The 25,011-nt window shown below is 56.3% G+C and carries 26 protein-coding genes; 6 read left to right on the forward strand and 20 right to left on the reverse strand.

The window, feature by feature from the left end; translation table 11 throughout:
* Positions 1-19: 19 nt before the first annotated feature.
* From ACT3TC_RS06590 to ACT3TC_RS06605, 4 genes are all read right to left on the reverse strand, one after another.
* Complete coding sequence (locus ACT3TC_RS06590; RefSeq protein WP_444639545.1) at positions 20-1,303, reverse strand: TRAP transporter large permease; 1,284 nt, start codon at positions 1,301-1,303, stop codon at positions 20-22.
* A gap of 30 nt (positions 1,304-1,333) precedes the next feature.
* Positions 1,334-1,912 (reverse strand): TRAP transporter small permease, encoded by a 579-nt coding sequence (locus tag ACT3TC_RS06595; protein WP_192526888.1) that lies wholly within the window; start codon positions 1,910-1,912, stop codon positions 1,334-1,336.
* Positions 1,913-2,194: 282 nt separating this feature from the next.
* Positions 2,195-3,208 carry a TRAP transporter substrate-binding protein gene (locus ACT3TC_RS06600; protein WP_444639546.1) on the reverse strand — a complete coding sequence of 338 codons (1,014 nt, stop codon included), beginning with the start codon at positions 3,206-3,208 and terminating at the stop codon, positions 2,195-2,197.
* 168 nt (positions 3,209-3,376) lie between these two features.
* Complete coding sequence (locus ACT3TC_RS06605; protein ID WP_172116850.1) at positions 3,377-3,949, reverse strand: TIGR02444 family protein; 573 nt, start codon at positions 3,947-3,949, stop codon at positions 3,377-3,379.
* A gap of 30 nt (positions 3,950-3,979) precedes the next feature.
* Between ACT3TC_RS06605 and ACT3TC_RS06610 the strand changes: the two genes are divergently transcribed.
* Positions 3,980-5,938, forward strand: a complete 1,959-nt coding sequence (locus ACT3TC_RS06610; RefSeq protein ID WP_444639547.1) for an ATP-binding cassette domain-containing protein — start codon at positions 3,980-3,982, stop codon at positions 5,936-5,938.
* 34 nt (positions 5,939-5,972) lie between these two features.
* Here ACT3TC_RS06610 and dtd read toward each other — a convergent pair whose 3' ends face one another.
* The 8 genes from dtd to ACT3TC_RS06650 form a co-directional block, all read right to left on the reverse strand.
* Positions 5,973-6,410, reverse strand: coding sequence for a D-aminoacyl-tRNA deacylase (gene dtd / locus ACT3TC_RS06615; RefSeq protein ID WP_172116848.1), 438 nt, complete (start codon positions 6,408-6,410; stop codon positions 5,973-5,975).
* 45 nt (positions 6,411-6,455) lie between these two features.
* Positions 6,456-7,301 (reverse strand): universal stress protein, encoded by an 846-nt coding sequence (locus tag ACT3TC_RS06620; protein WP_444639548.1) that lies wholly within the window; start codon positions 7,299-7,301, stop codon positions 6,456-6,458.
* Positions 7,302-7,412: 111 nt separating this feature from the next.
* Entirely contained in the window at positions 7,413-8,234 is an 822-nt protein-coding gene (thiD, locus tag ACT3TC_RS06625) for a bifunctional hydroxymethylpyrimidine kinase/phosphomethylpyrimidine kinase (RefSeq protein ID WP_444639549.1), read from the reverse strand.
* Positions 8,235-8,242: 8 nt separating this feature from the next.
* Positions 8,243-9,658 carry a TRAP transporter large permease gene (locus ACT3TC_RS06630; RefSeq protein WP_444639550.1) on the reverse strand — a complete coding sequence of 472 codons (1,416 nt, stop codon included), beginning with the start codon at positions 9,656-9,658 and terminating at the stop codon, positions 8,243-8,245.
* The gene (locus ACT3TC_RS06635) at positions 9,658-10,206 is read right to left on the reverse strand and encodes a TRAP transporter small permease subunit (RefSeq protein ID WP_087110472.1); all 549 of its coding nucleotides are present in this window, start codon (positions 10,204-10,206) and stop codon (positions 9,658-9,660) included. The genes ACT3TC_RS06630 and ACT3TC_RS06635 overlap by 1 nt, the downstream gene beginning before the upstream one ends.
* A gap of 135 nt (positions 10,207-10,341) precedes the next feature.
* Positions 10,342-11,166 (reverse strand): endonuclease/exonuclease/phosphatase family protein, encoded by an 825-nt coding sequence (locus ACT3TC_RS06640; protein ID WP_444631017.1) that lies wholly within the window; start codon positions 11,164-11,166, stop codon positions 10,342-10,344.
* A gap of 27 nt (positions 11,167-11,193) precedes the next feature.
* Positions 11,194-11,826, reverse strand: coding sequence for a thiol:disulfide interchange protein DsbA/DsbL (locus ACT3TC_RS06645; RefSeq protein ID WP_172116845.1), 633 nt, complete (start codon positions 11,824-11,826; stop codon positions 11,194-11,196).
* Between the two features lie 97 nt (positions 11,827-11,923).
* Complete coding sequence (locus ACT3TC_RS06650) at positions 11,924-12,553, reverse strand: c-type cytochrome (protein ID WP_444639594.1); 630 nt, start codon at positions 12,551-12,553, stop codon at positions 11,924-11,926.
* 338 nt (positions 12,554-12,891) lie between these two features.
* Here ACT3TC_RS06650 and yihA point away from each other — a divergent pair, with 338 nt between their 5' ends.
* Positions 12,892-13,545, forward strand: coding sequence for a ribosome biogenesis GTP-binding protein YihA/YsxC (gene yihA, locus ACT3TC_RS06655; protein WP_444627356.1), 654 nt, complete (start codon positions 12,892-12,894; stop codon positions 13,543-13,545).
* Here the strand turns inward: yihA and ACT3TC_RS06660 are convergent.
* Genes ACT3TC_RS06660 through argH form a run of 7 tightly spaced genes read right to left on the reverse strand, consistent with a single transcriptional unit; the run spans position 13,534 to position 19,569 of the window.
* The gene (locus ACT3TC_RS06660; RefSeq protein ID WP_444639551.1) at positions 13,534-14,274 is read right to left on the reverse strand and encodes an HAD family hydrolase; all 741 of its coding nucleotides are present in this window, start codon (positions 14,272-14,274) and stop codon (positions 13,534-13,536) included. The genes yihA and ACT3TC_RS06660 overlap by 12 nt on opposite strands.
* Positions 14,271-15,182, reverse strand: a complete 912-nt coding sequence (locus ACT3TC_RS06665; protein ID WP_444639552.1) for a tyrosine recombinase XerC — start codon at positions 15,180-15,182, stop codon at positions 14,271-14,273. The genes ACT3TC_RS06660 and ACT3TC_RS06665 overlap by 4 nt, the downstream gene beginning before the upstream one ends.
* Entirely contained in the window at positions 15,175-15,885 is a 711-nt protein-coding gene (locus tag ACT3TC_RS06670; RefSeq protein WP_087110456.1) for a DUF484 family protein, read from the reverse strand. The genes ACT3TC_RS06665 and ACT3TC_RS06670 overlap by 8 nt, the downstream gene beginning before the upstream one ends.
* A gap of 33 nt (positions 15,886-15,918) precedes the next feature.
* The gene (dapF, locus tag ACT3TC_RS06675) at positions 15,919-16,752 is read right to left on the reverse strand and encodes a diaminopimelate epimerase (protein WP_193054045.1); all 834 of its coding nucleotides are present in this window, start codon (positions 16,750-16,752) and stop codon (positions 15,919-15,921) included.
* Positions 16,752-18,023: a diaminopimelate decarboxylase gene (lysA, locus tag ACT3TC_RS06680; protein ID WP_444639553.1), complete on the reverse strand. Its 1,272-nt coding sequence runs from the start codon at positions 18,021-18,023 to the stop codon at positions 16,752-16,754. The genes dapF and lysA overlap by 1 nt, the downstream gene beginning before the upstream one ends.
* Before the next feature lie 23 nt (positions 18,024-18,046).
* The gene (gene lptM, locus ACT3TC_RS06685) at positions 18,047-18,169 is read right to left on the reverse strand and encodes an LPS translocon maturation chaperone LptM (protein ID WP_087110450.1); all 123 of its coding nucleotides are present in this window, start codon (positions 18,167-18,169) and stop codon (positions 18,047-18,049) included.
* Positions 18,166-19,569 (reverse strand): argininosuccinate lyase, encoded by a 1,404-nt coding sequence (argH, locus tag ACT3TC_RS06690; protein ID WP_444639554.1) that lies wholly within the window; start codon positions 19,567-19,569, stop codon positions 18,166-18,168. Before argH ends, lptM begins: the two co-directional genes overlap by 4 nt.
* 294 nt (positions 19,570-19,863) lie before the next feature.
* Between argH and hemC the strand changes: the two genes are divergently transcribed.
* From hemC to ACT3TC_RS06710, 4 genes are read left to right on the forward strand one after another with little or no spacing between them, the layout of a single operon-like run.
* Positions 19,864-20,808, forward strand: a complete 945-nt coding sequence (hemC, locus tag ACT3TC_RS06695; protein WP_172116837.1) for a hydroxymethylbilane synthase — start codon at positions 19,864-19,866, stop codon at positions 20,806-20,808.
* Positions 20,805-21,626, forward strand: a complete 822-nt coding sequence (locus ACT3TC_RS06700; protein WP_444639555.1) for a uroporphyrinogen-III synthase — start codon at positions 20,805-20,807, stop codon at positions 21,624-21,626. Before hemC ends, ACT3TC_RS06700 begins: the two co-directional genes overlap by 4 nt.
* Positions 21,627-21,643: 17 nt before the next feature.
* The gene (locus tag ACT3TC_RS06705; RefSeq protein WP_444639556.1) at positions 21,644-23,098 is read left to right on the forward strand and encodes a uroporphyrinogen-III C-methyltransferase; all 1,455 of its coding nucleotides are present in this window, start codon (positions 21,644-21,646) and stop codon (positions 23,096-23,098) included.
* Positions 23,095-24,357, forward strand: a complete 1,263-nt coding sequence (locus ACT3TC_RS06710) for a heme biosynthesis HemY N-terminal domain-containing protein (protein WP_444639557.1) — start codon at positions 23,095-23,097, stop codon at positions 24,355-24,357. The genes ACT3TC_RS06705 and ACT3TC_RS06710 overlap by 4 nt, the downstream gene beginning before the upstream one ends.
* Positions 24,358-24,435: 78 nt before the next feature.
* On the opposite strand, the gene mscL is transcribed toward ACT3TC_RS06710, so the two are convergent.
* Positions 24,436-24,951, reverse strand: coding sequence for a large-conductance mechanosensitive channel protein MscL (gene mscL / locus ACT3TC_RS06715; protein ID WP_444631023.1), 516 nt, complete (start codon positions 24,949-24,951; stop codon positions 24,436-24,438).
* Between the last annotated feature and the right edge of the window lie 60 nt (positions 24,952-25,011).

A 25,011-nucleotide genomic window follows, 5' to 3' on the forward strand; every position in this document is an offset into this window, starting at 1 on the left:
AATTCTCCTTAATGGAAGGCTAGCGGAACGCCAGGTCGCGTAGAAACAGCGCAATCTGCGGGAACATGATTAGAAGCGCGGCCGCCAGAATGAGCATAAAGATAAACGGCGGCGTGCCTTTAATAACTTCCCAGTAAGGCCGCTTAAAGATCGCAATCGCGGTAAAGATGTCGCAGCCAAACGGTGGTGTGGCCGAGCCAATCGCCACCTGCAGGGTAATCAAGATGCCGACCAGTACCGGGTCGAGTCCTGTTGTGGCAATGGCAGGGGCAAAGATAGGCGTAAGCACGAGGATAACCACGATAGGGTCAACGAACATGCAGGCGATAAAGAAGGAGATACAAATCGCGATCAAGACGCCAGTCGGCCCGGCATCATTCACGCCTACGGCTTCCAGGATCGTTTGGGGAATTTGAGCGAAGGAAATAATCCAGGAGAAGCTATTACCGACGGCTACCAGGATAAACACCACAGCAGTAATCAAGCCGGTAGATTTGGCAATCGTGTAGATATCGACCATCTTGAGGGACCGAAACACCACAAATTCCAGCAGCACCGCATACAGCACACACGCTGCGGCAGCCTCCGTAGGGCTAAAAATACCGCCATAAATACCGCCGACAATAATAACCGGGAAACCCAGCGGCCAGAGCGCTTTTTGAACCGCAACGCCACGCTCTCTCCAGCTGGCTTTCGCCTCGGTCGGTACATCCTTAACGATGGCGTAGGTAATACAGTAGGCTGAAAACATCAACAGAATCAGAAGACCGGGGCCAATACCGGCGATAAACAGCTCACCAATCGATGTGCCTGACACGACCCCGTAGATGATCATGCCAATACTCGGCGGAATCAAAAAAGCGATATCGCTGGCATTAATAATCAGCGCCAGCGTAAAGGAGTCGGAGTAGCCGGCTTTAAGCATTTTGGGCCGCAACGGCGAACCCACCGCGACCACGGTTGCCTGGGTTGAACCTGAAACAGCGCCAAACAACGTACAAGAGGCCGCCGTACTGACCGCAAGCCCGCCCTTAATATGGCCGATAAACGACATTACCATCGCGATCAAACGGTTAGCCGATTGGCCGCGGGTCATAATATCGGCCGCTAAAATGAACATGGGTACCGCGATCAGCGAGGCTGGTCGTATGCCTGCCATCATTTGCTGAATCAGCGTATCCATCTGGCCGAAGCCGTTAAACATCATGTAAAAACCGATGATCGCCGCTGCAATGAGCGGCACCATCATGGGAAAGCCCAGCAGTAGCAGGGCAATCATGGTGACTATCATTATTGTCGTCATAGCTCTTTCCTCAGGATACGATACCCTGCGTCAAACTTCAGTTTCGGTATCTTTATAACCATCGACCACACCCGTTGAGAGATACACATCCCGACTCGTGAGGTTTTTAATGGCGGTTAGCAGGTACTGAATACCAGTGATGAAAAAGCCCATCGGCACCCATAGGTAAATTATCCAGACCGGCAAACTTAACGAAGGCAGCACGCGTCCTTTGCTATACAAGTCGAGGATATAAACGATCGAGTAGTAAAACAGGAAGAACATAATGAAAGAGGTGACGAGCGAAATGCAGATCATCAACGCTTTACGCCCACCCACCGGTAAAGCATCGTAAATTGCCGACATGCGTATATGACGCCCATGGCGCGCCGCATAGCCAATACCGGCAAACGTAATCATGATGATCAAAATGCGGTTTAATTCACCGGAGAACATGATGCTATTGCCAAATACAAAGCGGGCAATCACATTGGTGACCGTATTCAGCGCCATTAGCAAAACCCCTAGCGCCAATATCACTGACTCGATTTTGCTAATTGCAGTGTCGATCACTCCCAACACGCCGGGTAAACCAGAATGATAGCTCTTTTCGGATTCTTCATCGGTCATGGCCGGGCTCCTTTTTTAACGGCATGTTTAGCGGCATGACGATGGCTAGCAACGGCCAATAACATGCTAGTCATCAAGGTTATTCCACGTTCAAAGTTGAAGGGTGAGAGAGCAGTACCGACATACGTTTAGCGTAGGGGGTACTCAAGCCTTTCGCCTTTTGTATGGGGCTACTATCCACCACGTTGCTCCCCTTAAAGGTATCGATAAACAATAGAAAAGGGGCAGCCGTGGCTGCCCCTGATATGAGTCACCCTTTCTGCCTTAAACGGCAACTCAACATTACTGGTTTGTGGCTTCCAGGTCGGCTTTGAACTGCTCCAGCAGTTCAGCGCCACCCTCACCCGTCATTTCGAGGAAGGCTTCTTCCACTTGCGGCGCCCGTTCACGGAACATCTGAATCTGCTCTTCGTTCAGACGCGTAACGGTCACATCGCTAGAAGCCGCCTGGATTTTCTCCAGCGCTTCGTCGGCCAAGCCCTGGATGTGCTCCATGGTTTGGTCATAAGCAGCTTCAGAGGCATCTTGAACCAGCTGCTGGTCTTCTTCAGAAAGATCTGAATAGAAGTCCTGGTTCGCCATCATGGCGGTGGTGAACCAGCCATGGCCGGTAAACGTCAGGTGCGGAGAGACTTCATAGAGACCGCCCGACTCGATCCAGAAGATCGGGTTTTCCTGGCCGTCCAAAATCCCGGTTTGCAGACCACCGTACACTTCACCCCACGGCAGTGGCGTGGGTGTTGCACCAAACGCGCTGTAGGTTTCTGACAACAGCGGGTTGGTCATGGTACGGATTTTCTTATTCTGCAGATCCTCGGGCGAGCTGACCGGCTCATCGGTGGTAATCACCATTTCGCCTTCTGGGTACATCTTAAGAAGTTCAAGACCCTGCTCAGCGTAAAGCTCGGGGAACATCTCGTTAATCGCTTCGCTTTCGTCGAAGAACGTTAGCACCGTATCTTGATCGGTAGGCAGAAGGTAAGGAATAAAGAAAATCTGAGCTTCTGGAATCAGCGCGCCGGTAAAGCCCGGTGACTGGTTAACAAACTGGAGAATGCCGTTTTGAGTCTGCTCCATGATGTCGTCAGACTCGCCCAGTTCGCCAAAGCGATAAACCTGAACGGTGTGGTCGGAATTATCTTCGATATACTCTTTGAATGCGTAGGCGAACACATCCTGTACATCACCTTCGTACTCTTCGTGAGCGTAGCGCCAGTTGTCTGCCTGGGCAGCCGCGGTCATGCCCAGCAACAGTGCGCCAACGCTAGCCGTCGTTACTAACTTGCTTGCCTTCATGCGATGTTCCCCTTGCAGTGGTTAGCGCGCCGTACGAGTGCGCAAAAATTCTGCCTTTGTTTTTTTACATTCGCTTTTTAACATTCGCTGACACGCAAAAACGTTATCCATTGCTGTGGGTCAGCGGACGCATAACGAAAGATTATTCAAAAGCAGCTTATTTTCAGGCTAGCGCGGTGACTCGAAGTGGTCAAGCCGGGCTGCCAGGGTTTGCCAAGCGTTAACTACGCTTTCGCGCGCGCTTGGCTCACCCTGGCAACCCTTGTCAAGTTCGGCAAAAAACAGCTTATCTTGCAGCCATTTTTCGCTATCGTTCGAAAACAACGCGCAGTTTGTTAATCGCTGGTCGCTGCCAGAATTTTCGATCGCCCACCTTTGCCAACGTTGAAGGTTTTCACGTTCGGCCTGCAGCTCAGCCTGCTGAATCGTTTTACGCAGAGCGGAAACAGAGGCGCTGTGTAGTGCCTGGGGCTTTAACGTGCGGCGTAAATGACGCAGCACTTCTGTGGTCTCACGCTGCCATAGCTGACGCTGCTCACGCTGTGACGCCAGCGCTTCTGGGCGTGCTTCAAGCCCATTCACAAACAGCCAGCCGTGAAATAACAGTTCGCACACATCGACGCCTAATGTGTCCTGTAGCGTCAGACAGGCGTCTTCAACGCCGGGGGCTTTATAAAACGAGAGAGCAAAATCCCATAATGGCATCTGCTCCAGGCGGCGCAATCGGTTAGAATCGAGCATTGGTTTACCCACTTTTCATTGGGAGAGAGCATGATCGCACTGCGCCAAGTCGCCCTGCAACGCGGCACGCAAACGCTACTCGAGAACGCCGACTTGACCCTGCACGACGGTATCAAGGCGGGTATTATCGGGGCAAACGGCGCTGGTAAATCGAGCCTTTTCAAGCTCCTGCTGGGTGAATTAGGCCCCGACCAGGGCGATGTTGAAATGAGCGGTGGGCAACGCATCGCTCATATGGCCCAGGAAGTTGAAGCGCTTGATCGGCCAATTATCGAATATGTGCTGGATGGCGATAAGGCCCTGCGCCAAGCTGAAGCCGAACTGCTCGCCGCCCAGGAGGCGGGCGAAGCGCACCGCGAAGCCGAGCTTCACGGGCTAATCGAAACCCTGGATGGCTACCGTGCAGAGTCTCGCGCCGCCCAGTTACTGGTTGGGCTTGGCTTTTTCCAGCCAGATCTTTCCCGTCCGCTTTCCGACTTTTCAGGCGGCTGGCGAATGCGCGTTAACCTGGCGCGTACGCTGTTTATGCCCTCTGACTTATTGCTGCTGGATGAGCCCACCAACCACCTGGACCTCGACGCGCTGCTGTGGCTGGAGCAGTGGCTAAGCCGCTACCCGGGCACCCTGCTGCTGATTTCCCACGACCGCGATTTTCTGGATGCAGTATGTGACCATATAGTGCACATGCACCACCAGACGCTTGAACTTTATCGGGGCAACTACTCCCTCTTTGAGCGAACGCGAGCCGAGAAGCTAGCCTTGCAACAAGCCGAAGCCGCCAAGCAGCAGGCCCGCCGCGAAGAGATTGAGCGCTTTATTGCACGCTTCAAAGCTCAGGCAACCAAAGCGAAGCAGGCGCAAAGCCGGGTAAAAATGCTGGAGCGTATGGAAGATATTGCCATTGCCCACGTCGATTCGCCCTTTCACTTCACGCTGCCGGCCGCCGATAAAACCTCGCACCCGCTGCTGGTACTTGATCAGGCCCAGCTGGGCTATCGGGGTAAAGAGCGTGACACCGTTCAGCTCGACAAGGTCAATATCACCCTGCTGCCGGGCAGCCGTATTGGCCTGCTGGGGCCTAACGGGGCGGGTAAATCAACGCTGATCAAGTCCTTGACCGGCGAGCTTGAGCTGCTAAACGGCAAGCGCGTTCCCGGTGAACACTTGGCAATTGGTTACTTTGCCCAGCACCAGTTGGAAGGGTTGGATGTCACCTCTACCCCGTTTGTGCATGTCCAGCGTCTTTCACCTAGAGCCAGCGACCAGGAGATTCGCAACTTTCTGGGCGGCTTTGGTTTTAAAGGCGATGACGCCTTTGGCAAAGTGGCTACTTTCTCAGGCGGTGAAAAAGCCCGTTTGGCACTAGCGCTGGTCGCTTGGCAAAAGCCCAATTTGCTACTGCTGGATGAGCCCACCAACCACCTGGACCTGGAAATGCGCGAAGCGCTGACCGAAGCGCTAGCAGGCTTTGAGGGCACGGTGATTCTGGTCTCTCATGACCGCCACCTGCTACGCGCTACGGTCGATGAGTTCTGGTGCGTGGCGGACAACCGTGTAGAGCCGTTTGATGGCGACCTTGAGGATTATCGCGCGTGGTTAAAAGCGCGCCTTGAAGAGAGTCGCCGCGATTCGCGTAGCGAAAAAGCCGAGCGCCAGAACCAGCAGCCCAGTGGCGATAGCCGCGAGGCGCGCAAAGCCTCGCGCAAGGCGGCCGCCGAACTGCGCGAAAAACTGCGCCCGCTGAAAAAGGAGCGCGACCAGGCTGAAAAAGCCATGGAAAAAGCCCAAGCCGAGCTGGAAGACGTAGAGTCTGTGCTGGCCGACCCCGAGCTTTATACCGACAGTAGCCGTAAGGCCGAGCTTACCGATGCGCTGGCCCAGCAAGCCACTATCAAGGCCCGCCTGGACAGTTCCGAGCAGCAATGGCTAGCAGCGGAAGAGTCGCTGGAAGCCATGGAAGCCGAACTGTTGGCCAGTGAAAACGCTTAGTACCTAGTTGTTTGTACTCTGCGAAACCAAATAGCTAGCTTTCCAGCAAAAACGTCACCGGGCCATCGTTAACCAGCGCCACCTGCATATCGGCACCAAACTGGCCGGTGGCCACCTTCGGCCAGGCCGACTGGGCCTGGCTGACCAGCGCATTAAACAGCCGTTCACCTTCGGCAGGGGGTGCGGCGCTGGAAAAGCCCGGGCGCAGGCCCTTATGGGTTTCAGCGGCCAGGGTAAACTGCGACACCAGCAGCAAGCCACCGTCTACCTGCTGAAGATTGAGGTTCATTTTGCCCTCGGCGTCGCTAAAGACACGGTAGTGCAAAAGTCGGTGAAGTATTTTCTCAACGGCGGCGTCAGTGTCGCCCTTCTCAACGCCCACCAGTGCCAATAACCCTTGCTCAATAGCACCCACCGTTTGCCCCTCGACACTGACGCTTGCCTGGCTCACACGCTGTATCAGTACTTTCACTTGCACTTCTCCTGACGATATCAGCGTCTAGTGTACCTATTCACGTCACCAGGCGCGGCATAACATCAGGTCGCAGTGGGGTTCGCTGAGCAGCGCTTGCGTTAGCTGGCTGGAGTGAAAAGGCTGGCTACGGCTACTCATCACCGCCAGGTCAGGCGAATGGTACCTGATATAGTCCTGGGTCACCTCGCACGGCGTGCCGGGTTCAAGCACCAGCTCAATATCGGGGGCATCGTCGAGCTCGCGCACCAGATCATCAATCTGGTGTTTTAATGCCTCCCGCAGGCGCGCCACTTCCTGCTCACGCCACTGAGCAAAAGTGACCTCAGAACCCAGTGCCTCTTCACCGGGCACTGTCCAGGCATGCAGCAGTGTTAGTTTTGCATCGGGAAAGTGGCTTAGCGTCTGTTTTAGCATGTGGCGGGCACTCAAACAGGCATCAACGGGTATCACAATATGCTGCCAGGGCTGGGTGGGCGTGTACTGGGTAATCACCACAGGACATGGCGCATTGCGTACGACGCGCATTAGCGTGGTGCCCGCCAACAGCGCTTTCTGGCCGCGCTTGCGGTGCATCCCCAGTACAATCAGCCTAGCCTGCTCTTCATGGGCCTTGCGTGCAATTTCAACATGGGGTTCGCCGGTAACGGTTTGCACCACGGTCTTGGGGGCTTCCAGCGCGTAGTCTTCACGAATATCGGTCAACGTGGCGCCAATATCTTCATTGATCGCTTGCTCTACTGTTTGCAGTAGCCGATGCGGCAGATGGGGGTCCAGCACATGCAGAACATCCAGATGGGCGTTGTGCGTATAAGCAAGGCGCAAGGCGCGCGCAAAGCCAGCGCGATTTTCAGCAGAGAGGTCAGTGGCAAACACAAACGTGCGGGTCATGGCATAACGCTCCTCAGACAAGCATCCAGGCAGTCGTTTCACAGACACCCTTCAGCATGGTGGGCGAAGCCATATCCCGCAAGCTAACGATTCATTTTAGCGTGTAGCGCGTTACCACCAGGCATGAAAATGGTGCACCGGCCCGCGCCCTTTACCAACGCTTAGTTGAACGCTGGCCTCAAGAGCAGCATGCAGCCACCGTTTAGCATCGCTAATAGCCGCAGCGGGGGCCTGGGCAGGCGCATCCATGGGCAGCTTTGCCAGGCAGGCCGCAATAGCGGATGACAAGGCGCAGCCGGTGCCGTGTAAATTATCTGTTTGGATACGTGACGCAGGTAGCCACTTGTGACCATCCGGCGTTGCCAGCAAGTCAGGGCATGTCTCGCCACGCAGGTGCCCCCCCTTTAACACGACATAAGGCGCGCCCAGTTGGGCTAAGCCAGGCAGCATGGCTTCCATGGCGTCCAGGCTCGTAGGTGAGGCGGTATCAAGCAGCACGGCGGCTTCTGGCAGGTTAGGTGTGATCACATCGGCCAGCGGCACCAGAATGTCGCGTACCGCCCGAATCCCCACATCGTCTACCAGAATATCGCCACTTTTGGCGACCATCACCGGATCAAGCACGATCCAGCGTGGGCGGCGCTTGCGCAGTACATCAGCAATCACATCAGCGACATCCTGGCTTGCGACCATGCCAATTTTGACGGCATCCAGCTCCACATCGTCCAACAGGGTTTCCAACTGCTCACGGATCGCCTGGGGGGATACCGGATAGACCGAGGAAACGCCGCAAGTATTTTGCGCAATCACCGCCGTAATCACATTGGTGCCATAGACGCCCAGCGCCGAGAACGTCTTTAAATCACCCTGCAGCCCTGCGCCACCGGAGGGATCAGAGCCTGCAATCGTCAGTACATTTACATTTCGTGTCATGGGGTTTCCTAAATAACCGACGGTAGCCACGTAGCAAGCTCAGGGAACAGCGCCAGCGCCAATAGCATTCCCAGTTGCAGGAGAATAAACGGAATGACGCCTCGGTAGATGGCGGAGGTCGGCACACTTTGTGGCGTTACGCCCCGCAGGTAAAAGAGCGCAAACCCAAACGGCGGCGTTAAAAACGAGGTTTGCAGGTTAACGGCGATCATAATACCTAGCCAAATGGGGTCAACGCCCATGGCCAGCAGAACCGGGCCGACAATTGGCACCACAACAAAGGTAATTTCGATAAAGTCGAGGATAAACCCAAGCAGGAAGATCACCAGCATAACCACGATCGTGGCGCCTACAACGCCGCCCGGCATCGCTTCAAACAGGTGGGTCACCAGCTCTTCACCGCCGAAGGCACGGAAAACCAGCGAAAACAGCGCCGCCCCAATCAGGATTAAAAACACCATGCTGGTGACTTTAGCCGTGGAGTACACCACCTCGCGCAGCATGGGAACACTCAGTTGGCGATTAAAAGCGGCCAGCAGCAAGGCACCAAACGCGCCCACGGCGGATGCCTCGGTGGGCGTCGCAATGCCACCCAAAATAGACCCCAGCACGGCAACGATCAGCAGTATCGGGGGTAAAAGCCCTTTTATGAGTAACGGCCAGATACTGCCGGTATGCCCAAGCTCTTGCATCAATGCCTGACGATCAGCGGCAGGAGCGGCGCCCGGCTTAAGCCACGCCACCATCAGTAAGTAGATGATATACGCAACCACCAGTATCAGGCCGGGCACCAGCGCGCCAACAAACAGATCCCCTACGGAAAGCGTTTTCGGGCTCCAGGCGCCCATGGCAAGCTGGGCCTGTTGGTAGGCGTTGTTGAGCACGTCGCCCAGTAACACCAGCGCAATGGACGGTGGAATAATCTGACCAAGCGTTCCGGTCGCACAAATAGTCCCGGTCGCAAGCGCAGGCGAGTAGCCACGCTTTAGCATCGTAGGTAGCGAGAGCAGGCCCATGGTGACCACCGTGGCCCCCACAATACCGGTAGACGCGGCCAGCAACATACCGACCAACACCACGGCAATGCCCAACCCCCCACGTAGAGCGCCAAACGCCATGGTCATCGCGTCTAACAGTGTTTCAGCGACCCTGGACTTCTCAAGCAGAACGCCCATCAGCACAAATAAAGGCACCGCCAGCAGGGTGCTATTGGTCATGATGCCGTAAATTCGGTTGGGCATGGAGTTCATCCAGCGCGCTTCAAACGGCACAGCAACGCCCATCGACTGAAGCAACCATCCCAACCCGGCAAATGCCAGCGCAGTGCCCGCCAGCGACAGCGCCACCGGATACCCCAGCATTAAAACAACGCAAACCGTGGCGAATAGTATCAGCGGCATACCTTCCAATAGAGTCGCCAGCACTAGATGATCTCCTCATGCTCAGAAATAGGCGCAGGCAGTTTGCCGCGAATGATCAATATTTTGCGGATTAACTGGGCCACCGCCTGGAGAAGCATCAGCGCCACCATCGCCAGGATCATTGACTTGAGTAGAAATACGGCAGGAATACCGCCATTGGCGGAGCGCTCCATGATCGACCAGCTGCTGTAAACGTAGTGAAAGCTAGTGATCGCAATAAATAGCATCACCGGGATCAGTAAAAACAGCGTACCGAGAAGATCGATCCAGGCACGGCCGCGGTCGGACATGCGCCGATAAAAGATATCCACCCGCACATGGCCCTCGTGACGCAGCGTCCAGCCAGCGCACAGCATAAATACGGCGGCATGCATATACATTACCGACTCTTCCATCACGATACTGTTCATACCGAAGGCGTAACGCATGACAACGATGGCGAACTGAACCAGCATCATGATCACAACCAGCCAGGCAATGGCCCGGCCGACTCTCTCCGTCACGCAGTCGAGCCAGCGGAGCAACCGCGGCTCATGAGCATTGGCGTGCATGTTAAATGTCCTACACAAAGAAACGGCCTGGAATCATCGCTGATTCCAGGCCGAACGTCATCCCTAAACAGGCAATTATCTACCGGTTAAAGCGGCTTAAAACGCACATATTCGCCCGTTTGACGGCCTTAAGCGTTAGTTGGCGTTTTCAATCGCCAATAGACAGGCGTTAGGTAACGGTAGATCAACGGCAATAGGCAGGTGATCAGAGAACAGATGATCCATTACCCGCACCTCGGCGGCCTCCAGCGTTTGCGAAAGCAGAATATGGTCCAGCGCACGTCGTGGCTGCCACGAAGGATAGCTCAATAGCGGTTTAACCGGATGAAGCGGCAGCGAAGCGCTAAACCGCTGATGGGCGTGCAACTGATCCGGCGTGCAGTTGAGATCGCCCATCACCACCACGTGATGTAGCGGCTCAATAATTTCACTCAAGTAGTCAAGCTGACGCCCACGCCCACGCTGGCTAAGCGCCAAGTGAGCAATAAAAATATGTAACGCATCCGGTCCGTTGCCAAAACGTACGTGAATGGCCCCGCGACCAGGTAACGTACCGGGCAAACGGTGCTCTTCAATTTTCGTAGGTGTCAGACGCGAAAGCAGGCCGTTACTGTGCTGGGCGATACGCCCCAGATTACGGTTTAACTGTTTAAAGTGATGCGGAAACCCGGCCTGAGCGGCCAGGTACTCCACCTGATTGATACGACTGGAGCGAAAACTGCCGCCATCGGCCTCCTGAAGTCCCACCACATCAAACTGGCTCAACACATCGCCCATAATATCCAGACGTTTAACGCGCTGAGGGTTCGGCAAGAAGTGCTGCCAACTGCGGGTAAAGTAGTGATGATAAGCAGACGTTTGGATGCCCACCTGCAAATTAAACGTCAGCAAGCGAAGGTGCCCCGTTTCAAACAGAGACGATAATTTGCCCGGCTGATTCACTGTTGTCAGATTGACCATCTGCTTATCACCCCATGCCCTTACACCTTACTGCGCGCGCTCAGTACGCACGCGCTCGATGAGTGCTTCTGCCACTTGCGGCATATTCTCAAGGCTGCCTGCGGTGCTGGGGGTAATAACGTAACGGCCATCAACCACCAGCGCGGGCACACCCATCAAGCGCATTTCACGAATACGACCGTGGGCGTTGTTAACTTCGCTGCGTACGCCAAACGAAGTTAAGGATTTTTTGGCATCGTCTTCACTGACACCATAATCGGCAAAAAAGTCGGCAATATCGTCAGCATCCGTTAACGCGCGGTCATCCTGGTGAATCGCCGTAAAGAAATCAGCATGCAAATCGTCTTCAATGCCTAGCGACTCGGCAGCATAAAAAGCCGTCGCGTGAACATTGGAGTTTCCGCCCATGACAGCGGGCATATGCACAATACTTACGTCATCATCCAGTGTTTCGTACCATTCAGTGATTGGTGCTTGAAGGCGGTTGCAGTGAGGGCAGCCGAACCAGAACACTTCGGTCACTTCGATGTGATCCTCATCGACCTGAGTCGCGACCGGTGAATCAAGCAGCGTATAGTCTTTACCTTCTACCAATTCCTGAGCGCTGACAGATGCTGAAAGGCCTAAACCGGTCAGGGCAACCAATAACGTTTTGAACATGCGACAATTCTCCAAGGGATAAGCGAAGATAGGACTATCTCTAACGCTATCAGGTTCCCTCACCGATAGGAAAGAGCATTCATTTTCAGGATACCACTTAGTGTAAACCAAAGAGGTAGTTAGCCACGGCCTGCATATCCTCCTCGCTTAGCCGAGTCGCAATATCGTGCATGCTACCGCTTGGGTCGTTCGTTCGTTCACCGCTAGCAAACGCGTGTAACGCCGTCATCGTATAGGCGGGGTACTGACCAGCAATCGCCGGGTAAACGGCGCTGCCAATACCGCCACCCGTGGGCGTATGGCATGCGCTGCAGGCAGGCACACCACGCGAGCGCACCCCTGCGCGATAAATCTCTTCTCCGCGTGCCAATAGCGCCTCGTCTTCCGCATTGGCATGGCCCAGATTAGCCTCCTGGGCGGCATAATAGGCGGCAACGTTCCAGGCATCCTGGTCAGAAAAGTCGTCAACCATGCCTGTCATTTGCACAACCACCCGCTCGCCATCACGAATATCTCTAATCTGTTTGGCCAGGTAAGAGGCTTGCTGCCCCGCTAAATGCGGAAACGCACTGGCCGGACTGATACCCGTTTGCCCATGACAAGCCGCACACGTTTGCGCGCGCTGTTGACCGGCGGTGATATCCGTTGCTTGCGGGTCAGCAGGCTGCGCATAAACACTAGCTGGGGCACTTAAAACAGCCGCCAAGCTTGCCAGCGTTGCTCTCACACAGATGTTCGTAAAGATTTTCGTAAAGACGTTCATAACGACGCTCATGATGACTCTAAGGACGGTTCTAATAACGACTCACTATGCGATTCAAGGGCTACGCTATTCATAACGGTGGGCGCTATCTGGCATGTCAAATAGGGTGCTCAACCTACCGATTAGTCGCTGTTGGCTTAAGCCCAGTGGTACACTAACGCCCCAGGTCACAGGTATCACCGCTTTTTAGCACAATGCTTGACCTGACTGACGGGGCAATTCGTCGCAGTGCGGCGTGCCATGTCATTATACGCGTGGTTAACGCAGACTGTTTTATAGGTTCGATTTTCAGGATTCATTCCATGTCCACCCCTCAAGATAGCCCCGTCGCTCGGTTGAACTACCCTACCGCCAAATTTGTTATCAGCGCCCCGACACTGGCTACCTGCCCTGACGATACGGGTGCGGAAGTGGCGTTTGCAGGACGCTCTAACGCGGGAAAATCGAGCGCTATCAACGCGCTCACGCAACAGAACGGCCTCGCCCGCACTTCGCGCACGCCAGGGCGCACGCAGCTGATCAACTTTTTCAGCGTCATGAACGACGAGGCGCGGCGTCTGGTTGACCTTCCAGGCTACGGTTATGCGAAAGTGCCAGAAGCCGTCAAAATCGAGTGGCAGCAGCATTTGTCCGACTACTTGCGGGGTCGGTTTAGCCTGCGCGGGCTGGTGCTGCTGATGGACGTTCGCCACCCGCTGACCGAGTTTGACCAGATGATGCTGAGCTTCGCCGACCAGCGCAATATGCCGGTACATATCCTGCTAACCAAGGCCGACAAGCTGAAAAAAGGCCCGGCAAGTGCCTCGCTGCAAAAAGTCCGTTCTCGCTTAAAAGAGTGGGAAGACCTGGTGTCAGTTCAGCTTTTCTCATCGCTCAAGCGCCAGGGCGTCGATACACTTTCGCAAAAGCTTGACCAGTGGCTGCATACGCCACCGGAAGACACCTCAGGCCACTGAACCGTCCAGCTTATCCAATATACCCGGCAGCTCTTTAATATGTGCGATGCGGTGTACCCTGGGCGGCAGCGCCTGGCTCTGGTCGGTTGAGACCCACACCGCATGCATGCCCAGCTGCTGAGCCGGTAAAATATCCTCTTCCCACGAGTCGCCGACGTGCATCGCGCACTCGGGCGTGACATTAAGCCGTGAAAGCGCCGTTAGAAAAGGCGTGTGTTCCGGCTTGGGTGCCAGAAGCTCGCCTGCAGCAATCGCCACCGGGAAATACGCCGCCAACGGCTGACGCTTTAAATGAATATTGCCGTTGGTAATGGCCGCCAGCTGGTAGCGCTCGCCTAACGCGGAAAGCAGACCCGCCGCTTCCGGATGCGGAGAAACCTGGATACGCAGGCGATGAAACTCGTTCATGGCCGCTGCCGCCCACAAAATGGCCGCACTCCGGGGCAGGCCCTCGGCTTCCAACTGCGCCTCCAGAGCGCGCAGGCGTAGCCAGGTAAAGTCGCCGCGCCGCTCGGGCACATCTTTAGCGAACTGCTGGCGGCGCTGTAAATAGTCCTCCACGCCCGCCTCATAATCCAGCGACAGCGGCGCCTCGTGACGCGTAGCGCGCCAGATACTCAGCGCCTCAAGTAACCAGCCGTAGTGCCCCTCCTCCGTGCGTAGCATCACGCCCTGGTTATCCCAAAGCGTATCGTCTAAATCAAACGTGATAGCTGCTAGTGCGGTCATGGTGTGTTTCCAGAAGGGCGGCGCTTGGCGCGTGGGTGGGCGGCGTCATAGCTGGTCGCCAAATGCTGCCAGTCGAGCCGAGTATATACCTGGGTGGTGGAGAGGTTTGCGTGGCCTAACAACTCCTGAACCGCACGCAGATCCTGGCTTGATTCAAGCAAATGGCTGGCAAACGAGTGGCGCAACCGGTGAGGATGCAAGTGCTCGGGCAAGCCCCGGCTAACAGAGAGTTGGGCAAGACGTTTTTGAATGGCTCGATGCCCCAGCCGCGCCCCACGCTGGCCCACAAAAAGCGCCGTTTCACCCTCTGGTGCCATGGTTGCCCGGCAGGCAATCCACTCCACCAAGGTGTGCTGGGCGCGCTGCCCGACAGGCACCTGGCGTGGTTTACTGCCTTTGCCTATCACACGTACGCGGCTGGTCTGCAGATCGTGAAGGTCCAGCGCGGCAAGTTCTGCCAGGCGCAAACCACTGGAGTAAAAAAGCTCCAACATGGCCTGGTCGCGTACGGCCAGGGGCGAACCATCATGCGGGCTATCCAGAAAATGGGCCAATGCATCCACATCGACCGGGCGCGGCAAGTGGCTGGGTTGCTTAGGCGTGCGCAGTAGCGCGACCGGGTTATCGGCAAGAATCCCCTGCTTGACCAGGTCATCGGCAAAGCGCGAAAGCGCCGCTCGGCGCCGTGCAAGGCTGCGTGCGCCAAGCCCGCGGCTGCGCTCTGTGCCTAGAAAAGTGCGCAGCAGCGCCGTATCCAGCAGCGCTGGGTCCTGTATTTCGCGCTGCTCGGCAAACCGGCACAGGGCGCTTAAATCCTGCTGATAGGCGGCGACGGTTGCCGGGCTTGCATGTTGGCCTAGCGCGCCGATATAGCGTGCCACCGCTGCGGCAAGAAGCGACTCAGCCATACGTTTCCAAGCGAATTAAAAGCCGTGCCACGATATCCCCAAGATACTCGGTAAACAGCGTATCCATGCTGGCGCGATAGCAGTCAGGGTTGGGGCTTGCCAGTAGCAGGTATCCCAGCGACTCGCCCGCCGAGAGGCGCGAGATAGCGCAGGAGCCCGCTTTACGTGGCGCTTTAGTATGCGGCAATAGGCACTTCCAGTCGCTAACGCTTAACTTGGCACAGCGGCTGGTTTTACCGTCCAGTAACGCGGCCAAACGTGTACTGGCGTGCTGGTCCAGCACATGGCGTGGAGGCTGGGGCATGGTGGGTTCGCTATCGCTTAACGACGCCGGGCACCAAAGCGCCATCGCGGGCGTATCAAAGCGCTCGTTTAGCTGAGTCGCCAGAGCTTGCGCCAAGGCGTCACGGCTATCCGCTTCGACCAGCGCCATCAGGGTTTCCCGTAGGCGCCGATACTGAGCTTCGTTGTGCCGAGCAGTTTCCAGTAAGTGCTCCAGGCGATCTTCGGCCTTTTCCGCCCGCTGACGCAAGTCCAGCACCAGCCTCTCAAGCAGCGATACCGCACCATCAATATGCGGGTGCGGTACTTTAAGCTGCTGCAACAACCCTTCACGGCCTACAAAAAAATCGGGATGCCGGGCAAGCCAAAATGCTACCTGGTCTGGATCGAGCGTCTTGCGCGGTTCAGGGGCTTGAGACATCACCGTTCTCCTTGTATCCGTTACGCGTCACTATCAATTAAGTGCTACGCGACCATCAAAAACGCGTGTAGCCGGACCGACCATAATCAGCGACGCTTCCGGGTCGGGCCACTCGATCGTCAGCTCGCCGCCGGGCAGGTGAACGCTCACCGGGCTTTTCAGGATGCCTTGGCGGATTCCGCTAGCAACGGCGGCGCACGCACCGGTACCACAAGCAAGCGTTTCGCCACTGCCCCGCTCAAATACCCGCAGACGAATCTGGTTAGCCGAAAGAACCTGCATAAAGCCCACGTTAACACGCTTGGGGAAGCGAGGGTGCGCTTCCATCAACGGCCCAAAACGCTCAACCTGGGCGCGCTCAACGCTTTCCACTTGCAATACCGCGTGGGGATTACCCATGGATACCACACCAATGTGAAGCGTTTCACCGTCGACCTCAAGTTCGTGTAATGGTTGGTCACCTGGGGCCTCAAAGGGCAGTGCTGCCGGGCTAAAGCGCGGCCGCCCCATATCGACACGCACAAGGCCATCGTGCTGTACGTGCAACACCAGCGGGCCACCGGCTGTTTCTACGTGAATCTCATGCTTGTGGGTCAAGCGCTGGTCGCGCACAAAGCGCGCAAAGCAGCGAGCGCCGTTGCCACAGTTCTCCACTTCACTTCCGTCGGCATTGAAAATACGGTAGCGAAAGTCCATCTCGGGGTTGCGGGGCGGCTCAACCACCAGCAACTGATCAAAACCAATCCCAAAGCGACGATCAGCCAGCTGTTGGATATGCTCCTCACGCAGCCGGGCACGCTGGGTTACCAGGTCAACGACCATAAAGTCGTTGCCCAGGCCGTGCATTTTGGTGAAATGCAGAAGCATTAGTGCGCTCCTTCAGGCAGCAGCGCTTCGCCCGCCCAAAGGCTTTCGACCGTTTCACGGCGCCGTACCACGTGACACGTATCGCCATCGACCATTAGCTCGGCAGGGCGCGGACGGCTGTTGTAGTTGGACGCCATAACAAAGCCGTAAGCACCCGCTGAACGCACCGCCAGAAGATCGCCTTCGGCAATCGCAAGCTCACGCTCTTTACCCAGAAAGTCGCCGGTTTCGCACACCGGGCCGACCACGTCATACACCGCACTTGGGCGAGTTTCACGAGTGTCCACCGGCACGATAGCCTGCCACGCCTGATACAGCGCCGGGCGAATCAGGTCGTTCATGGCCGCATCAACAATGGCGAAGTTCTTGGTTTCGCCGGGCTTCAGGAATTCAACCCGCGTCAGCATGACGCCTGCATTGGCGGCAATAGAGCGGCCTGGTTCAAACAGCAGCGTCAGATTTTCGCCACCTTCCCAGCGCGACAGGCGAGCTAACAGCTGGCTTGCATAATCAAACGGCTGCGGGGGCGTTTCATCCCGGTAAGGCACGCCCAAGCCGCCGCCCAAATCCAAATGATCAATCTCGATACCCCGTTCGCGCAGGCGCTCCATCAGCATCAATAGCCGATCCAACGCGTCCAAAAACGGAGCGGTTTCGGTCAACTGCGAACCAATATGGCAATCCAGCCCCTTCACCTCAAGATTCGGCAGGCTGGCCGCCAGCTCGTAAACCTCAAGCGCGTCATCGACCGCGATGCCAAACTTGTTGTCCTTGAGCCCGGTGGAAATATACGGATGAGTGCCCGCGTCCACGTCCGGGTTAACGCGCAGCGAAACCGGGGCAACGTTACCCAGCTCCCCCGCTACAGCGTTTAAGCGCTCCAGCTCAGGGCGAGATTCAACGTTAAAACACTTGATGCCGACTTCAAGCGCACGGGCCATTTCGTGGGGCTGCTTGGCAACACCTGAGAACACCACTTTTTCAGGGTCTCCTCCGGCTGCCAGCACGCGCTCAAGCTCACCAATGGAGACAATATCAAACCCGGCGCCTAGCCTTGCAAGCAGGCCCAACACCGCCAGGTTAGAGTTGGCTTTAACGGCGTAGCAGATCAAATGCGGGTGATCGCCAAGCGCTTCGGTGTAAGCGCGAAAGTGGCGCTCAAATGTTGCCTTGGAATAAACGTAACAGGGCGTGCCGTGCTCTGCGGCAATCTGCGAAAGCGGCACATCTTCGGCGTAAAGCACGCCGTCGCGATAGTTAAAATGATCCATAATGTCGTCTCTCCTGCAGCCGCTTACCCAGCCTGTTCGGCCACACCGTTATCGGGTGAGTTATCGTCGGGCAGGTAAAGCGGTCCCTTCTGACCGCAACCCGCGACGAATAAAGCGATGATCGCGATAAGCGCTAATGTTTTCATGCCTGACCCTGCAGTAACGAGAGCGCCTCGCGGGCGCGCTGTGCTGCGGCACGCACCTGATTGGGCGCCGTACCGCCAATGTGATTACGCGCGGCTACCGAGCCTTCCAGCGTCAGTACGTCAAAAACATCCTGCTCGATGATAGAGGAGAACTGTTGAAGCTCTTCCAGACTCATTTCCGAGAGATCTTTTTGGGTTTTCAGGCCGTAAGCAACCGACTGGCCGACGATTTCATGGGCATCGCGGAAGGCAACGCCTTTACGGACCAGATAGTCGGCAAGGTCGGTGGCGGTAGAGAACCCACGCCGCGCCGCTTCATACATGCTGTCTTTTTTCGGCTCAATGGCAGGCACCATATCCGCGAACGCTTTCAAGCAGTCGCGCACCGTATCCACCGCGTCAAACAGCGGCTCTTTATCTTCCTGATTATCCTTGTTGTAGGCCAGCGGCTGCGACTTCATCAGCGTCAGCAGGCCCATCAAATAACCATATACGCGGCCTGTTTTACCGCGTACCAGCTCCGGCACGTCAGGGTTTTTCTTCTGCGGCATGATGGAAGAGCCGGTGCAGAAGCGGTCAGGCAGGTCGATAAAGTCAAACTGGGCACTGGTCCACAGCACCAGTTCCTCGCTCATGCGCGACAAGTGCATCATTAAGATGCTGGCAAAGCTGGTGAATTCAATCGCGAAGTCGCGATCCGATACGGCATCCAGCGAGTTTTCTGCCGGACGCTCAAAGCCCAGCAGCTCAGCGGTGACGTGGCGGTCAATCGGGTACGTAGTCCCCGCCAGCGCAGCGGCGCCCAGCGGCAGTACGTTAACGCGTTTACGGCAATCCAGCAGGCGCTCATGGTCACGGGCGAGCATTTCCTGCCAGGCCAGCAGATGATGACCAAAGGTGACCGGCTGGGCGGTTTGCAGGTGGGTAAAGCCGGGCATGATGGTATCGGCTTCGCGGTCGGCAAGCTCGATCATGCCTTCGCGCAGGCGCTTTAATTCCACCTCAATGACGTCAATCTCGTCGCGCATAAACAGGCGGATGTCGGTCGCTACCTGATCATTACGCGAACGACCGGTGTGAAGCTTCTTGCCAGTGATACCGATCTTGTCGGTCAGGCGTGCTTCGATATTCATGTGCACGTCTTCAAGCGGCACCGACCAGTTAAATTCGCCGCGCTCGATTTCACCTTGAATTTCGGTCAAACCGTTAATAATCGCGTCGCGTTCTTCGTCGGTCAGCACGCCTACGCGGCTAAGCATGGTGGCGTGGGCAATAGAGCCCTGAATATCCTGGCGCGCAAGGCGCTGGTCAAAGGTGACAGACGCGGTAAAACGCGCAACAAAGGCATCGGTAGGCTCGCTGAAGCGACCGCCCCAGGACTGATTCGTAGCTTGGCTCATCGGAGGTATATCCTGCTGACAAAACAAAAGAGTCGATGGCGGAAAGTGTAACAGAGTCATTGCGCTTATGGCTTGAGTTCGGGCCGCCCACATTTGCAGAATAATGGCGTTTGGCCCGCCGAGCACTTATCTTTAAGGCAATTCTTTAAGACTGCTCTTGGAGACAGCTTTTGAAGACAGTGGCTTAAAACAGCTTCTTAAAAACAGCCAGTTATTTTTACTGTGCGCCCGGGTGCTTTATGATGAGACACATCATAGCTTGACGCGCCGCGTCAGCGGCAAAGGGAGAATAACGTGTCATCCATCACCAAACTGCGTATTGCTACGCGGAAAAGTCAGTTGGCCATGTGGCAAGCCGAGCACGTCCGTGACCGCTTGATGGCTGCCCATGAGGGCCTTGAGGTTGAGTTGGTCGCGCTCTCTACTAAAGGCGACAAAATTCTCGACACCCCTCTGTCTAAAATTGGCGGCAAGGGGCTATTTGTTAAAGAGCTGGAAGACGCCATGCTGGATGGCCGCGCAGATATTGCCGTCCACTCGATGAAGGATGTCCCCATGCTTTTCCCCGAAGGCTTAGGGCTTTCGGTTATTTTAGAGGGCTCAGACCCTACCGATGCGTTTGTATCCAACCATTATAAAAGCATCGATGAATTGCCTGAAGGGGCCAAAATAGGCACCGCCAGCCTGCGTCGCGGACTCCAACTTCGTGAAGCTCGCCCTGACCTGCAAATTCTCAGCCTGCGCGGCAACGTGCAAACCCGACTGGCCAAACTGGACGATGGTGAATTCGATGCCATTATCCTGGCGACCTCTGGCTTAAAACGCCTGGGCCTTGAAGAGCGTATTGCCCAGGCACTGCCGCCAGAAGTTTGCCTGCCTGCCTGCGGCCAAGGCGCGCTGGGTATTGAGTGCCGCCTGCATGACCCGGAACTGATCGGCCTGCTGGCTCCGCTGGATGACCCGGACACCGCCACCCGCGTACGTGCCGAACGCGCCATGAATACGCGCCTGGAAGGCGGCTGCCAAGTACCGATTGCCGGTTTCGCGGTGCTCGACAAGGCCAATGAGACGATGTGGCTGCGCGGGCTGGTGGGCAACCCTGAGGGCACCGAAGTATTGCGTGCTGAAGGCCGCGGCTCAATGTACGAGCCTGAAGCACTGGGCATTCGCATTGCCGAAGAGCTGCTTGACCAGGGTGCAGGCGATATTTTGGCCGAGGTCTACGGCAATCACGTATGACACAGCCAGTGCTGATCTGCCGACCAGGCAAGCGCGGTGAAGTGCTTGCCAATACGCTGCGCGCAACGGGCGCTTGGGTAGAGTCAATGGCGGTGATGAGCCTTCAAGCGCTACCAGAAGACCCGCTGATGCGCCGTGTCTGGCTGGATATTGACCAGTACGACAAGGTAATAGTGGTTAGCCCCTTCGCGGCCCTGTGTTTAGGTAACGCGCTGGATCGCTACTGGCCACAGCTACCCACTGGCATTGCTTATTATGGCGTGGGGAGCGCTACGGCAGAGGCACTGTTTGACCAGTTGGGCGTACGGGTACGCATCCCATCAGCAGCGGCTGACAGACCCGGTGCTGACCAACAAAAGGCTGGAAATGAGCGCGGCGATAACACCAGCGAGGCACTTTTAGCGCTCGCCTCACTGAAGAATGTCGCACATCAGCGGATATTACTGGTGGCGGGAGAAGGTGGCCGAACGCTACTGGCCGAGACGCTGACAGAACGCGGTGCTCAGATGACCCGGGTCGCTGTGTATCGGCGCATTTTTCAGCCGCCTTCGGCCTCACTCCAGGCCCGCCTTGCTACGGGAGATTTTCGAGCACTCATCGTCACCAGCAGCGAACTGCTCGAACATCTGGCAAAATGGTGTGATCAAACAGCGTTGAACCAACCGCTAATCGTTTCCAGTCAGCGTTTAGCTACACTGGCCGGTACACTGGGTTTTTGTGACCTCAAGGTGGCGTCGGGAGCAACGCCAGCTGCCCTTGCAGCTGCGTTGGGCAGGTCCTGTAATCCTATGGGTGCCGATGTCGATCAAGGAACTTAATTAAGGGCTAGCGACAGATGAGCAAACAACCAAACGACCAGGAAGACGTACAAAAAGCGTCCGCCGACGCGCCTCAAAAAAGCGCCACGCCGGGCGAAACTGCCGCGTCTACCTCAACTCCCTCGCCATCAAGCGCGGTTGAAAGCGGCCCACCCTCAAGCTCGGCTGCCGAACCATCAAGCAACGCGCCTAAAAATGCTAGCTCTCGTCGGCGTGGCAAAAACAGCGGCAAACCTGACGCGGCCTCTGCCACCGCCCCCCCTCCCAGTACGACGCCTAACAGCGAAAAACCGACAGCCAGCGTTACAGAACCTGCCACGGCTAAGAAAGAGCCCGATGGCAATACGGCAACGCCCAATCGCCCCTCCGGTAACGGTGGAAAAGGCACAACGCCGCCTCCCCCAAGTGGAGGTGAGCAGCATAAAGGCCGCAAAGGCGGCCTGTTAGCCTTGGTGTTGGTACTGGTGCTGGGCGTGGCGCTTATTGTGGTGACTTGGCAGGGCTGGCAACGCCTTGATAGCCAGCAACAGCGCATCAATGCGTTAAGCCAACAGACCGACAGCAGCGCGACTCAGCAATCCGTGAGCGACCTTGAATCACGCATTGAAAGCAGCGAACGCGAACGTACCCAGGCCCTTGATGGCACGCTGGAAGAGTTACGCAGCGAGCTTGATAGCTACCGCAGCGACGTCAACAGCACGCTGGATAACGTGCTGAACCAGCTTTCCCAGACGCAAGACACCGACGACCGCGATTGGCTACATGCAGAAGCGGCCTATCTGCTGCGCCTGGCAAATCAGCGCCTCCAGCTTGAAGGCGATGTTGACGGTGCTGCTGCGCTGCTGCGTACCGCCGACGCCCGCCTGGCGGATGCTGACAACCCGGCGCTAACCGCCGTGCGTCGTGATATTGCTAACGAGCTTGCCGAACTGGATGGCGTGCCGCGTGTGGATCGTACGGGACTCTATCTAGCGCTTAATGCGCTGCAAGAACGCGTTTCCAGCCTGCGTCTTTCGCAGGAAGTGGAAGAAAGCGCCGTCACCTCCGGCATTGAGCAGCCGCCTACCGGCAACTTCCAGCGTCAGCTGGCACGTTTTGGTGAAGAGCTTAAAGACCTGGTCGTGATTCGTCATCACGACGAACCGATGGAAATGCTGGTCACTCCCGAGCAAGAGTCGTACCTGCGCCAAAGCCTGCGCTTGATTCTTGAGCAGGCCCAGCTTGCCCTGTTGAAAGAGGAGCAGCCGCTGTATGAAGCCAGTATCGATAAAGCGCTGGAATTACTTAACGGCTACTACGACCTGGACAGCGAGGCCACGCAAAGCGTGATCTCAAGCCTTCAGGAGCTTAAGCAAGCGGATATTGAGCCCGAACTGCCGGATATCAGCGCCTCCCAGCAGGCCATGACCCACTTTATTGAAAACCGCTTCAGGACGCGCCAGCAAAATGGCGAAGAGGGAGGTGATGCATGAGAAAACTTATTCTCCTGCTGGTCGCGGGCCTAGCTGTCGGTGCCCTGTTTGGGCACCTGATGATGTCAGTACCTGGTTATTGGTTAATTCGGGTGGGTGATACGTCCGTCCAGACCTCGTTCTGGTTTGGCCTGATTCTGCTGCTGGCCGCATTTATTGTGGTGCATTTTGCACTGCGGCTGCTGACCGGCATCCTTCGTCCTGTGGGCCGTTTCCGTACCTGGAACAGCCGTGCGCGTAATCGCCGTGCCATGAAGCGTACCGTGCGTGGTTTGGTCGCCTTGACGGAAGGCCGCTGGAAAAAAGCCGAAAAAACCCTGGTCCACGCCGCCAATGACTCCAGCACGCCGCTAGTTAACTACCTGTCGGCCGCCCTGGCAGCACACTACCAGGGTAACCACACTAAATCTCAAGAGCACCTGAACCAGGCCCAGCTCACCACCGAAGGCGCCGACACGGCCATTGGCTTGATGCAGGCGCAGCTGATGATTGATCGACAGCAGCCTGAAGAGGCGCTGGCAATTCTGAATCGCCTGGACAGAAAACTAAGCGACCACCCGCAGGTACTGAAACTGCTCAAGCAGGTACACCTGAGCGTCAACGACTGGGAGGGCTTGCGCTGGCTGCTGCCACGCCTGGCTGCCCAAAAGCTGATTGCCCAGCAGGAGCGCGAGCAGCTTGAATTCAAGGCGTACCGTGAGCTGATTCTGTTTGAAGCTAAAAATCCCGGTAATATCGAGCGTGTTCGCGGCCTCTGGGCAGACATGCCCGAGTACCTGCGCGGCAACACCGAACTGGTCGTGCTGTATACCGATGCGCTGGTCCAGTCGAACGAAGAGAGCATCGCCGAGCGTCTGCTAAACCACTCGCTGGATCATCACTGGGATGCCCGGTTGGTGAAGCGTTATGGCCTGCTTAACGTGCATGCGGCGCGCCAACTGACAAAAGCTGAAAAGTGGCTGCAAGAGCGCCCCAATGACCCCGAGCTACTGCTAACCTGTGGCCGCCTCTCCCTGCGTACCGGCAAGTGGGAAAAAGCCCTGGAGTACTTTGAGGCCAGCCAGCGCCAGCGTCCCAATGGAGAGGTGTGCGCCGAGCTTGCGCGTCTCTACGCAAGCCTTGGCGAACACAATAAAAGCCAGCTTTACTACCGCCACAGCGTAGAAATGCTAGCGCAGTCACTGCCTTCGCTCCCCCAACCCAGCGATGCCAGCGACAGCCAAAAATCGGATACGAAAGCGGCCAAAAAACGCGCTTAAGGTACGCGACGAAAAAAGGGGCGCCCTGCGAGGCGCCCCTTTTTTATGCCATTGAGTCGTCCTGAATAGCGTTTCCCGTCACGCCTGCGGTGGAGACGTTGCCTCTTTTAGAGACTGCTCTTCAGCTTGCGTGGGTACGGGCAGCTCTGACGTACAGTGTCCGCAGCGGGTCGCTTTGATAGGCACCGTCATATAGCAGTAGGGGCAGGGCTTTTCGACCGGACTTTTGGGCGCCTCTACCTCTTCACGCTTTAAGCGGTTGATAGTCCTCACCAGCATGAAGACCACAAAGGCAACAATCGTAAAACTGACGACCGCATTGATAAACAGGCCAAGGTTGAGGGTCACCGCACCATCTTCCTGAGCCGCCGCAAGTGTGGGGTACGGCGCTGACGTTGCTCCCTCTCGAAGCACGACAAACAGGTTAGAGAAGTCGATACCGCCGACCAACAGGCCGATCACCGGATTCATGACATCTTTTACCAGGCTCTGCACAATCAGTGTAAACGCGCCGCCGATAATGATGCCCACCGCCATGTCTACCACATTGCCTTTAACGGCGAACTCGCGGAACTCCTTGAAAAACCTGGCCATTGATGCCTCCTTGCGTATTCAGGTTATGAGCTTATAGCGATTTTTCGTGCAAAGCCTTTG

It is taken from the genome of Halomonas sp. AOP27-A1-41 (assembly GCF_052378605.1).
GTDB classification, from domain to species: domain Bacteria; phylum Pseudomonadota; class Gammaproteobacteria; order Pseudomonadales; family Halomonadaceae; genus Vreelandella; species Vreelandella citrativorans.

Excerpts from the sequence above, each read along its gene's own strand:
- ACT3TC_RS06590 (WP_444639545.1), bottom strand. The coding sequence starts at position 1,303 with ATGACGACAATAATGATAGTCACCATGATTGCCCTGCTACTGCTGGGC.
- ACT3TC_RS06595 (WP_192526888.1), bottom strand. The coding sequence starts at position 1,912 with ATGACCGATGAAGAATCCGAAAAGAGCTATCATTCTGGTTTACCCGGC.
- ACT3TC_RS06600 (WP_444639546.1), bottom strand. The coding sequence starts at position 3,208 with ATGAAGGCAAGCAAGTTAGTAACGACGGCTAGCGTTGGCGCACTGTTG.
- ACT3TC_RS06605 (WP_172116850.1), bottom strand. The coding sequence starts at position 3,949 with ATGCTCGATTCTAACCGATTGCGCCGCCTGGAGCAGATGCCATTATGG.
- ACT3TC_RS06610 (WP_444639547.1), top strand. The coding sequence starts at position 3,980 with ATGATCGCACTGCGCCAAGTCGCCCTGCAACGCGGCACGCAAACGCTA.
- ACT3TC_RS06620 (WP_444639548.1), bottom strand. The coding sequence starts at position 7,301 with ATGACCCGCACGTTTGTGTTTGCCACTGACCTCTCTGCTGAAAATCGC.
- thiD (WP_444639549.1), bottom strand. The coding sequence starts at position 8,234 with ATGACACGAAATGTAAATGTACTGACGATTGCAGGCTCTGATCCCTCC.
- ACT3TC_RS06635 (WP_087110472.1), bottom strand. The coding sequence starts at position 10,206 with ATGCACGCCAATGCTCATGAGCCGCGGTTGCTCCGCTGGCTCGACTGC.
- ACT3TC_RS06640 (WP_444631017.1), bottom strand. The coding sequence starts at position 11,166 with ATGGTCAATCTGACAACAGTGAATCAGCCGGGCAAATTATCGTCTCTG.
- ACT3TC_RS06645 (WP_172116845.1), bottom strand. The coding sequence starts at position 11,826 with ATGTTCAAAACGTTATTGGTTGCCCTGACCGGTTTAGGCCTTTCAGCA.
- yihA (WP_444627356.1), top strand. The coding sequence starts at position 12,892 with ATGTCCACCCCTCAAGATAGCCCCGTCGCTCGGTTGAACTACCCTACC.
- ACT3TC_RS06660 (WP_444639551.1), bottom strand. The coding sequence starts at position 14,274 with ATGACCGCACTAGCAGCTATCACGTTTGATTTAGACGATACGCTTTGG.
- ACT3TC_RS06665 (WP_444639552.1), bottom strand. The coding sequence starts at position 15,182 with ATGGCTGAGTCGCTTCTTGCCGCAGCGGTGGCACGCTATATCGGCGCG.
- ACT3TC_RS06670 (WP_087110456.1), bottom strand. The coding sequence starts at position 15,885 with ATGTCTCAAGCCCCTGAACCGCGCAAGACGCTCGATCCAGACCAGGTA.
- dapF (WP_193054045.1), bottom strand. The coding sequence starts at position 16,752 with ATGCTTCTGCATTTCACCAAAATGCACGGCCTGGGCAACGACTTTATG.
- lysA (WP_444639553.1), bottom strand. The coding sequence starts at position 18,023 with ATGGATCATTTTAACTATCGCGACGGCGTGCTTTACGCCGAAGATGTG.
- lptM (WP_087110450.1), bottom strand. The coding sequence starts at position 18,169 with ATGAAAACATTAGCGCTTATCGCGATCATCGCTTTATTCGTCGCGGGT.
- argH (WP_444639554.1), bottom strand. The coding sequence starts at position 19,569 with ATGAGCCAAGCTACGAATCAGTCCTGGGGCGGTCGCTTCAGCGAGCCT.
- ACT3TC_RS06700 (WP_444639555.1), top strand. The coding sequence starts at position 20,805 with ATGACACAGCCAGTGCTGATCTGCCGACCAGGCAAGCGCGGTGAAGTG.
- ACT3TC_RS06705 (WP_444639556.1), top strand. The coding sequence starts at position 21,644 with ATGAGCAAACAACCAAACGACCAGGAAGACGTACAAAAAGCGTCCGCC.
- ACT3TC_RS06710 (WP_444639557.1), top strand. The coding sequence starts at position 23,095 with ATGAGAAAACTTATTCTCCTGCTGGTCGCGGGCCTAGCTGTCGGTGCC.
- mscL (WP_444631023.1), bottom strand. The coding sequence starts at position 24,951 with ATGGCCAGGTTTTTCAAGGAGTTCCGCGAGTTCGCCGTTAAAGGCAAT.